Genomic DNA, 9,924 nt, shown 5'->3' with positions numbered 1-9,924 from the left:
CCGGCCGCGCCCCGGGGCTGTCCTCTCCCCCGTTCGCCCTGCATGATGGTCGGCCGACGCCCGATGGGTTCCGGTCGATCCCGGAGGCCCTGTCGGTGCGGTCCAGACACGTCCATCCGATACGGAGTCACGCTCGTGCCCAGCAAGAAGGCCCTCGTCCGCCGCCCCAGCCCGCGTCTCGCCGAGGGGCTGGTGACGCACATCGAGCGGGAGAAGATCGACGCCGATCTCGCCGTCGAGCAGTGGGAGGCGTACGTGGAGGCCCTGCGCACGCACGGCTGGGAGACCATCGAGGTGGACCCGGCCGACGACTGCCCGGACTCGGTGTTCGTCGAGGACACGGTCGTGATGTACCGGAACGTCGCGCTGATCGCGCGCCCGGGTGCCGACTCCCGGCGTGCGGAGACCGCCGGGGTCGAGGAGGCGGTGGCCGGTCTGGGCTGCTCGGTGAACTGGATCTGGGACCCGGGCACGCTGGAGGGCGGCGACGTCCTGAAGATCGGCGACACCGTCTTCGTGGGCCGGGGCGGGCGCACCAACGCCGCCGGCGTCCAGCAGCTGCGTGCCGCGTTCGAGCCGCTCGGCGCGCGGGTCGTGTCCGCGCCGGTGAGCAAGGTGCTGCATCTGAAGTCGGCGGTCACGGCGCTGCCCGACGGTACGGTCGTCGGACACATCCCCAAGATGGACACGCCCTCGCTGTTCTCCCGCTTCCTGCCGGTCCCCGAGGAGGCGGGATCACACGTCGTCCTGCTCGGCGGCGACAAGCTGCTGATGGCGGCGAGCGCGCCGAAGACCGCCGAGCTGTTCGCCGACCTCGGTTACGAACCGGTCGTCGTGGACATCAGCGAGTTCGAGAAGCTCGAGGGATGTGTGACGTGCCTCTCGGTGCGGCTGCGGGAACTGTACGCCTGACCGGACCCGCGTTTCCCGTCCGGGCCCCCCGACCTGCGGGTCCGGAGAGTTGACGGGCGGACGAGCGACCCGCTGATCAGCTGCCTTTACAGCACACTTAACCTACGACATCGTAACCTACGGATACGTAGCCTACGATGCCGTAGGTTCACCGCACACCGCTCATACGTTTGTCCCCCTGGAGAGTCCATGACGATCACCACTCCCCACCTCGGCAGCCCGGCCGGCGCCTGGACCGACGCTCAGCTGCTGTACGCCCTGGAGGAAGTGGTCGAGAAGGAGCTCAACCGGCATCTGCAGGTCGCCAAGGACTGGATGCCGCACGAGTACGTGCCGTGGAGCGACGGGTGCAACTTCCCCGGTCTCTTCGAGGACGGCGAGGCCTGGGGCAAGGAGCAGTCCAAGGTCACCGAGGTCGGCCGCATCGCGCTCGTCGTCAACCTTCTGACCGAGGACAACCTGCCCAGCTACCACCACGAGATCGCCTCGCTGTTCGGCCGCGACGGCGCCTGGGGCACCTGGGTGCACCGCTGGACCGCGGAGGAGGGCCGGCACGGCATCGTGATGCGCGACTACCTGCTCACCTCGCGCGCGGTGGATCCGGACAAGCTGGAAGAGTTCCGGATGTCCCACATGAGCGAGGGCTTCGAGTCGGACAACCGGCACTCGATGCTGCACTCGGTGGCCTACGTCGCCTTCCAGGAGCTCGCGACCCGCGTCTCGCACCGCAACACCGGCCACCAGTCCGGGGACCCGGTCTGCGACCGCATGCTGGCGCGCATCGCCACCGACGAGAACCTGCACATGGTCTTCTACCGGAACCTGCTGAAGGCGGCCTTCGAGCTGGCGCCCGACCTGACGATGATGGCCGTGCGCGACGTCATCGTGAACTTCCGGATGCCCGGCCACGGCATGCCCGGCTTCGAGCGGGCCGCCGCGCAGATGGCGATCGGCGAGATCTACAACATGCGCATCCACCACGACGACGTGCTCCAGCCCGTGCTGCGCTTCCTGAAGGTCATGGAGATCGACGGCCTGGGTCCCGAGGGCCTCAAGGCGCAGGAGGAGCTCGGTCTGTTCATGGGCGGTCTGGACTCCGAGGCGTCGAAGTTCGACGAGAAGCTGGCCGCCCGCAAGGCCCGCATGGCGGCCCGGGCCGGCGCCTGACACCGCCCGCACACACGGTCACGAGGCCCCGGCCGCCACGAGCGGCCGGGGCCTCGTGCACGCCGACGGCGATTGCCGGAGGACGGCAGGCCTCCGCCCCCGTGGCGGGTTAGCGCGATACCCGCCGCAGTTCCAGCCGCTCCTTCTCCGAGAGACCGCCCCAGACACCGAAGCGCTCGTCGTTGTCCAGTGCGTAGGCGAGGCAGGCCGCGCGGATCGGGCACATGCCGCAGATCCGCTTCGCCTCCCGCACCGAACTGCCCGGTTCGGGGAAGAAGAAGTCCGCCCCCGTCTGCGCGCACAACGCCTCTTGCTGCCATTCGAGTTCGGGCGAGGTGATCGTGTCGATGTGCATGACCGGAAGCGTTGCGGGCGGCGAAAAACGTTCGATCAACGCGGGATCAACACCGCGTACCCGGGCCCCGGCCGCTTCGATGGTGGCCCGCCGGACCGGCCGGCGCACGGCGGCGCGCGGAAACACCGCACAACCCGCCACAGCGGTGCTCCGGCGGCGGATGTCACCCGCCGTGCAGGCTCGCCGACCCGCACGGCGCCCGCTCCGCCGTGATCCGCAGCGCCCCGCGGCGGAGCCGAGACCGGCTACGCCGATCCGCGCCGTACCAGCGTCGTCGGCAGCACCACGCTGGACGGCGTCGCCCCGACACCCTCCCGTGGGGCGCCCCGGTCGAGGCCGCGCAGCAGCAGGCGGGCCATCAGACGGCCCATCTCCTCTATGTCCTGGCGGACCGTCGTGAGCTGCGGGTCGGTCTGCTCGGCGACGGGCCGCATGTCGTCGAACCCGATCACGGCCACGTCGCCCGGGACCCGGCGGCCGGACTCGCGCAGGACGCGCAGTGCCCCGGAGGCCATGAGGTCGTTGGCGGCGAACACCGCGTCCACGTCCGGGCAGCGGCCGAGGAGCTCGCGCATCGCCCGCTCGCCCCCGGCCGGGGTGAAGTCGGCCTCGGCGATCAGTAGTGGGTCGGCGTCCACCATGACGTCCCGGTACCCGTCGAGGCGGTCCGCGGCGGAGGTCTGGTCGAGGGCGCCGGTGATGTGCGCGATACGGGTGCGGCCGAGGCCGGCCAGGTGGCGGACGGCGTCGCGGGCGCCGCCGCGGTTGTCGCTGTCGACGTAGACCACGTCGCGCCGGTCGCCGCTCCAGCCGGGCCGCCCCCCGAAGACGGTGGGGACGCCGGCCCGCTGGATCAGTTCCGGCAGCGGGTCGTCGAGGTGCAGGGAGAAGACGAGGGCGCCGTCGACATGTCCGCCGGCGAGGTACCGGCCGACCCGGGCGTGGTCGTCCCTGCCCTCCGTGAGCAGCAGCACGAGCTGGTTGTCGTGGGCGGTGAGCTCCTTGCTGATGCCGCGCAGCTGGAGCGCGAAGAACGGGTCGGCGAAGACCCGGGTCTCCGGTTCGGCGACGACGACCGCGATCGCGTCGTGCCGCCGGGTCACCAGGGAGCGGGCGGCCTGGTTGGGCACGTACCCGAGCTCGTCGACGGCCTTGCGTACCCGCTCCGCCAGGATGTCCCGCACCCCGTCGCCGCCGTTGACCACGCGGGACACGGTGGCCCGCGAGACACCGGCCCGGGCGGCCACGGCCTCCAGGGTGGGACGCGGGGCTGTGTCGGTCACTTCGGGGCTCCTCACCTGCGGCTGCGGATCAGGATAGCCCCGGGGCCGCCGTGGGGTGAGAGCGCTCTCGCGAGCCGTGCGGAGCAGTTGCCCGTCAGTGCTCGTGGCCGCCGCCCGGCGGCTCCTGACCGTGCTCGTGCGGCTCGTACCCCGGGATGGTCCCGTCCGGCTTCTTCACCAGGAACAGCCCCACCATGCCCATGTCGGAGTGGCTCTGCACGTGGCAGTGGTACATCCAGGCGCCCGCGCCGACGCCCTCCCCCGCGATCACCTAGAAGCCGAACGAGTCGGCCGGTCCGGTGATCTTGTTGTCGATGACCTGGCTGGGGTCGTCGGGGCCGGTCAGCATGCCGGTGCGGTTGTCCGCCCAGCGATGACCGTGCATGTGGAACGTGTGGTAGAACTCGCCGTGCGTGATCACGACGAACTCGACGCGATCCCCCACCGTGGCCTCGAAGTCCGGACCGGAGTGCGGCGGCTTGTTGTTGATGCGCATGTCGTTGAAGACGACCGTGTGCGTCCGGTCCGGCAGGACGTCGCCCTTGCGGCGGACGATGACCGCGCCGAACAGGCCCTTCTGGAGCCCCACCGTGCCATGCTCGGTGCCGACGACGTGGTCGTGGTAGTGCCAGTAGCCCGCGCTGCCCGCCCGCCAGGTGCCGTCCTTGCGTCGGCCGGGGGCGTGGGTGCGCCAGGTGTAGGTGCGGGTGCCGCCCGGTTCGACATGGCTGCGGTTCATCTTCGTGCCGTCGCTGGTGATTTCGTAGTCCAGGCCGTGGACGTGCAGGCTGACCGCCACGTCCATGGTGTTCTCGAACTCGACGTGCAGCGTGTCGCCTTCGTTGAGTTCGATCAGCGGGCCCGGTACGGACGCCTTGCCCTTCTCCAGGCCGTAGCCCATCTGCCCGTCGGCCAGCTTCTCGGCGTACAGCTTGATGCGCTTCACCTCGCCCCCGGCGGGCGCCGTCTTCGCCGGTCCGGCGGCGCTGACGGCCTCCGGCGCCACGGACAACGATGTCGCGACGGCCGCGCCGCCCAGCAGGACCCGCCGGTTGAAGCTGCGTCTGTCCATGCGGAACTCCCCACCCTGGTAAGGCTTTTACGGAGGCGTACCTGTGATGAACCTGTGCGACGGTACCGGCCGCGCTGCCGTTTATCCACACTCAAGACAAAGTTGACGCCATCCCGGTCATAGGTATTGGCGCGACAGGCAAAGGGGTTTAGCTTCCTTGGCGGTGTTGCTGTGACCGAGGAGGTGCCCATGCACTTACGAGGGTTGAGCACGAGAAGACGCGGCTGGGCGGCGTCCGTCGCCGCCGGGGTCGTGACGGTGGGGCTGCTGTCGGGCCCCGCCGCGACCGCGCGCCCTTATCCCGAACCCACGCCGACAACGATGTCGATCAAGTCGCCGCCCGGCGGCGCGAATGTACGGGTGCTGATCTTCCACGGGTCCGCGGCGGCCGGGGAGGAGTCGCCGGTGGTGAACGCCGGGATCGAGGCCATCGAGGACATCGGTCTGTCGGGCCCGTCGGACCGCCGTTTCAAGGTGCAGGCCACCGGCGACGCCTCGGTGTTCACCGACGGGACGAGACTCGGCCGCTTCAACGCGATCGTTTTCCTGACCGGCGGGGGCGATGTCCTCGACGCGGAGCAGGAGGCGGGCCTGGAGGCCTACATGGAGGCCGGCGGCGGGTTCGTCGGCATCCATGACGCGGCGCGCGCGGAGCCGTACTCGGACTGGTTCACCGGACTGGTGGGTGCCCGTCCGGCCGCGTCGAGCCCCACGGCCGTGCAGCGCGCGACCGTGGAGGCCGGCGACCGCGGGCACCCCGCCACCGAGGACCTGCCCGTGCAGTGGAAACGCCCGGACCGGTGGCTGAACTGGGTGAAGAACCCGTCGGGCGAGGTGCACACGGTGGCGCGGGTCCGCGAGTCGACGTACCAGCCGGGCACGGGCGCCAACGGCTGGGACCATCCGGTCAGCTGGTGCCGGGACTACGACGGCGGCCGTTCCTTCTACACCGGCATGGGCGGGACGGTGTCGTCGTACGACGAGACCGACTTCCGTGACCACCTGCGCGGTGCGCTGATGTGGACGACGCGGCTGGAGCAGGCCGACTGCAAGGCGACCATCAACGCCCATTACGCGGCGGAGCGGCTGACCAAGCCCAACCAGCCCGGGCAGAACGACCAGATCGGCGAGCCGCACGGGCTGGTCACCGCGCCCGACGGCCGGGTGTTCTACATCGGCCGGGGCGGCGCCGACTCCTCCCAGCCCGTGATCACGGACTGGAACAACCCCGATATCGGCAAGGGCGAGGGCGAGATCCACGTCTACGATCCCAAGACCAAGCAGGTCACCCTGGCCGGCGCGCTCACCGTCTTCGGCAACAAGGGCGGCGGCGACGAACTGGTCAAGGTCGAGGAGGGACTGCTAGGCATCGAGCTGGACCCGGGGTTCGCGCAGAACGGCTGGATGTACCTGCACTACACGCCGCACGAGCGGATCGACCGCGAGACGCGGACGGCCGAGCGGCGGGTCTCCCGCTTCACGCTCGACCGGGCCACCAACAAGCTGGACCTCGCCAGCGAGAAGGTCCTCCTCAAGTGGCCGGTGCAGATCCACAGTTGCTGCCACGCCGGCGGCGGGATGGCCTGGGACTCCAAGGGCAACCTCTACATCGCCACCGGTGACAACAACTCCAGCGGATTCAGCGGCGGTTACTCGGGCAACAACCCGGAGCCGAACTACAAGGGCGTCTCCTTCGCCGACGCGCGCCGCACCGCGGGCAACACCAACAACCTCAATGGCAAGATCCTGCGCATCCACCCGGAGCCGGACGGGACGTACACACTCCCCGAGGGCAACCTGTTCACCGGGAAGGAGACCGCCGAGGGCGGCGGCAAGACGCGCGGCGAGATCTACGTGATGGGCGTCCGCAACCCGGCACGCATCTCCGTCGACAAGTCGACCGACGTGCTCTACGCGGGCTGGGTCGGGCCGGACGCGAGCGCGCCCTCGACGACCTGGGGTCCGGCCAAGTACGACACGTTCGCCGCCGTCACCAAGGCGGGGAACCGCGGCTGGCCGTACTGCATGGGCAACAAGCAGCCCTACCGGGACCGCAATCTGCCGGACCCGTCCAAGCCGCTGGGCTGGTACGACTGCGACCGCCCGAAGAACGAGTCGCCGAACAACGACGGCCTGGTGAACCTGCCGCCGGTGACCGGAAACAACATCTGGTACTCGCCGTCGGGCGGTGCGCCGGACTACCCGAGGGATGCGAACGGTGTCCCGTCGTACAAGCCGGCGGAGGCCACGTACCGGCTGCCCTGGCTGAAGGGCGGCGGGCAGGCCGCGATGAACGGGCCGGTGTACCGGTACGGCGCGGTCGCGGCGGACAGCGCGGTCAAGTGGCCGCCCTACTGGGACGGCAAGTGGTTCGTCGGTGACTTCTACGACGCCGACCAGCCGCGCAACGCGGTGCTGATGGACCCGAAGACGCAGGGCGACGGCGGTCTGCCGGTGCACTCGGAGTCGCTGAAGAAGATCGTGCCGGTCGGCAACGACGGCATCAAGAACCTCATGGACTGGAGGTTCGGTCCGGACGGCGCGCTGTACGTCCTCGACTACGGGCGCGGCTTCTTCACCTCGGACTCCAAGTCGGCCCTGTGGCGGGTCACCTACAAGGGCGGCGGGCCCACGCCGGCCGCCGGCCTGCTGGCGAGGGGGAGCGAGTGATCCGGAGTCGAAGAATCTGGGCCGCCCTGCTGGCCGCCCTGCTGACGCTGCTCGGCATGCAGGCGCTGCCCGCCGCCGGGCAGCCCGGGAAGGAGGCCGCCGACCAGGTGCTCACCTGGACGGCCGGCAACGACATCGACAAGTACCTCTCCGCGCCGAAGACGGCGGTCGCCGGCACGGCCACGATCGTGTTCGAGAACAGCACGGCCACCGGCAACACCACGGGCATGCCGCACACGCTGACGTTCGTGACCAGTGATCCCGAGTTCAACAGCGATGTGCAGCTCAACATCCTGGCCAACCCGAACGACGCCCAGGGCGGCAAGCACACGGCCCAGGTGACGCTCACGCCGGGCCGGTACTTCTACCACTGCACCATCCCCGGCCACGGCCAGATGCAGGGCATCCTCACGGTGACCGAGGGCACCGGCGAGGACACCACGGCGCCCGAGGCGTCGGCGCACGTGAGTGGCACGCAGAACGCGCAGGGCGAGTACGTCGGTTCGGCGAGCGTGGCGTTGCACGCCACCGACGAGGGCGGCTCCGGCGTCGACCGTATCGAGTACGCGACCGGCGACGCGGGTGCCTGGCAGCCGTACACCGCGCCGGTCGTCGTCGACCAGGTCGGCAGCCACGAGATCCGCTACCGGGCGTTCGACGAGGCGGGGAACGTGTCCGCCGAGAAGAGCACGGCGTTCACGGTCGTGGCGCCCCAGTCGGACGACACCACCGCGCCGGAGACCTCGGCGACGGTGAGCGGTGAGCGCGACGCCGACGGGGCGTACATCGACATGGCGACGGTCACCGTCTCGGCCTCCGACACGGGTTCCGGGGTCAACACCATCGAGTACGCGGTCGGTTCGGGCGCCTGGCAGCCGTACACCGGGCCCGTGATGGTGCACCAGGCGGGCGAGCACAGCGTCCGCTACCGCGCCACCGACAAGGCGGGCAACGTGGCGGCGGAGAAGAGCGTGCGGTTCACGGTGGTCGCCGCGCCACCGCAGGACACCACTCCGCCGGTGACGGGTGTGACCGTGGAGGGCACGAGGAACTCCGCCGGGGCGTACGTCAACAGCGCCCGGGTGACCGTCACGGCGACCGACGCGCACGGCTCGGGCGTCGAGAGGATCGAGTACTCGCTGGACGGCGGGCCGTACCTCGCCTACTCGGCGCCGGTGGTGGTCGACCGGGCGGGTGCGCACACCGTGGCCTACCGGGCGACGGACAAGGCCGGGAACACCGCTGCGGCCCGCACGGTGACCTTCACGGTCGTCTCCGGACAGGTCCCGGCGCCCGACTGCCCGGAGTACGACGAGCGGCTGACGGTGATCGTCGGCACGGTCGACTCCGGGGTGCGCAACCGGGTGACCGACAACCGGTGCCGGATCGGCGAGCTGATCGAGGACGAGAAGGAGTGGACGTCCCAGGCGCTGTTCCTCAAGCACGTGAACTCGGTGCTGGACGCGCTGCTGAAGGAAGGGGTCATCGACCAGCGGGAGTCCAAGGCGATCCGCAAGGCCGCCCGGCAGTCGGGCATCGGCGAGCCGGGGCAGACCGAGGGCTACCGCGCGCTGTTCGACGGCACGGCGGAGTCCCTCGCCAAGTGGCAGCAGGTGGGTGGCGGTTCGTTCGGGCTGAACCCCGACGGGACGATCACCTCCGGCACCACGACGCCCGGCATGGGCATGCTGTGGTTCCCGCAGCGCAAGTACGGCGACTTCTCGCTGAAGCTCCAGTGGCGTGACGACGCACCCGGCACCGGCAACGCCAACTCGGGTGTCTTCGTGCGCTTCCCGTGGGTCCACGACCACCCGGAGGAGTCCCGCCCGGAGTGGGTCGCCATCAAGTACGGGCACGAGGTGCAGGTGCTCGACCGGCCCGACGGCGACATGTACAAGACGGGGTCGGTCTACGGCTTCGACCGTGTCGGGCTCGCCGGGGCGGGGGTGACGCAGAAGGGCATCTGGAACGACTACGAGATCCGTGTGGAGGGCCAGCACTACTCGGTGTTCCGCAACGGCGTGCTGATCAACGAGTTCGACAACGCCGGCGGCCAGGAGTTCAGCCCGCCCCGCTCGGACGACCCGGGCACGGACGGACGGCGGTTCGCCTCCGGTTACATCGGGCTCCAGGTGCACGGCACGACGGATGTGGTCTCGTACCGGGACATCCGGATCAGGGAGCTGTAGGGGGCTCCTTCTCCTTGCGGGCCCTGCTCGGCTGCACCCGCCTGGGTTCCCCCGGCATCTTCGGATACTCGGGCGGGTACGGCAGGTCGCCCAGACCGTGGTCGTGCTCGTCGCGGCGGGCGAGGTCGAGCAGGGCTTCCAGGGAATAGCGCTTGTCGTCCATGTCCGCGTGCACGTCGCCCAGTTCGGCGAAGCGCGCGGGCATGGTCGCGAGGTCGAAGTCGTGGGGGTGCGCGACGCCGACCTCGTCCCAGCGCAGGGGTGCGGAGACGGGGG

General features: G+C 70.2%; 6 protein-coding genes and 2 pseudogenes. 4 read left to right on the top strand and 4 right to left on the bottom strand.

All coding sequences use genetic code 11. The features are described 5' to 3' along the window. Positions 1-135: 135 nt before the first annotated feature. A complete protein-coding gene (ddaH, locus tag C1J00_RS30780; protein ID WP_102912264.1) occupies positions 136-912 on the top strand; it encodes a dimethylargininase in 777 nt (258 codons plus the stop codon). 189 nt (positions 913-1,101) lie between these two features. Continuing rightward, the gene (locus C1J00_RS30775) at positions 1,102-2,079 is read left to right on the top strand and encodes an acyl-ACP desaturase (RefSeq protein WP_102912263.1); all 978 of its coding nucleotides are present in this window, start codon (positions 1,102-1,104) and stop codon (positions 2,077-2,079) included. 109 nt (positions 2,080-2,188) lie between these two features. On the opposite strand, the gene C1J00_RS30770 is transcribed toward C1J00_RS30775, so the two are convergent. From C1J00_RS30770 to C1J00_RS30760, 3 genes and pseudogenes are all read right to left on the bottom strand, one after another. Then, positions 2,189-2,434 (bottom strand): WhiB family transcriptional regulator, encoded by a 246-nt coding sequence (locus C1J00_RS30770; RefSeq protein ID WP_180989751.1) that lies wholly within the window; start codon positions 2,432-2,434, stop codon positions 2,189-2,191. A 245-nt stretch (positions 2,435-2,679) separates the two neighbouring features. Beyond that, positions 2,680-3,717 carry a LacI family DNA-binding transcriptional regulator gene (locus C1J00_RS30765; protein ID WP_102912262.1) on the bottom strand — a complete coding sequence of 346 codons (1,038 nt, stop codon included), beginning with the start codon at positions 3,715-3,717 and terminating at the stop codon, positions 2,680-2,682. Positions 3,718-3,811: 94 nt separating this feature from the next. After that, positions 3,812-4,789: pseudogene (locus C1J00_RS30760) on the bottom strand (multicopper oxidase domain-containing protein). Between the two features lie 189 nt (positions 4,790-4,978). On the opposite strand from C1J00_RS30760, the gene C1J00_RS30755 reads away from it, so the two are divergent. Then, positions 4,979-7,459, top strand: coding sequence for a ThuA domain-containing protein (locus C1J00_RS30755; protein ID WP_180989750.1), 2,481 nt, complete (start codon positions 4,979-4,981; stop codon positions 7,457-7,459). A 56-nt stretch (positions 7,460-7,515) separates the two neighbouring features. Beyond that, a complete protein-coding gene (locus C1J00_RS30750) occupies positions 7,516-9,648 on the top strand; it encodes an OmpL47-type beta-barrel domain-containing protein (RefSeq protein WP_245936573.1) in 2,133 nt (710 codons plus the stop codon). Here C1J00_RS30750 and C1J00_RS30745 read toward each other — a convergent pair. After that, positions 9,635-9,924, bottom strand: a pseudogene (locus tag C1J00_RS30745) (ATP-dependent DNA ligase); the annotation flags it as partial. The gene C1J00_RS30750 and the pseudogene C1J00_RS30745 sit on opposite strands and share 14 nt — an antisense overlap.

The organism is Streptomyces cahuitamycinicus (genome assembly GCF_002891435.1).
Taxonomy (GTDB): Bacteria; Actinomycetota; Actinomycetes; order Streptomycetales; family Streptomycetaceae; genus Streptomyces; species Streptomyces cahuitamycinicus.
This window is presented reverse-complemented; position numbering and strand designations above follow the sequence as displayed.

Excerpts from the sequence above, each read along its gene's own strand:
- C1J00_RS30750 (WP_245936573.1), top strand. The coding sequence starts at position 7,516 with ATGCAGGCGCTGCCCGCCGCCGGGCAGCCCGGGAAGGAGGCCGCCGAC.
- C1J00_RS30770 (WP_180989751.1), bottom strand. The coding sequence starts at position 2,434 with ATGCACATCGACACGATCACCTCGCCCGAACTCGAATGGCAGCAAGAG.
- C1J00_RS30775 (WP_102912263.1), top strand. The coding sequence starts at position 1,102 with ATGACGATCACCACTCCCCACCTCGGCAGCCCGGCCGGCGCCTGGACC.
- C1J00_RS30755 (WP_180989750.1), top strand. The coding sequence starts at position 4,979 with ATGCACTTACGAGGGTTGAGCACGAGAAGACGCGGCTGGGCGGCGTCC.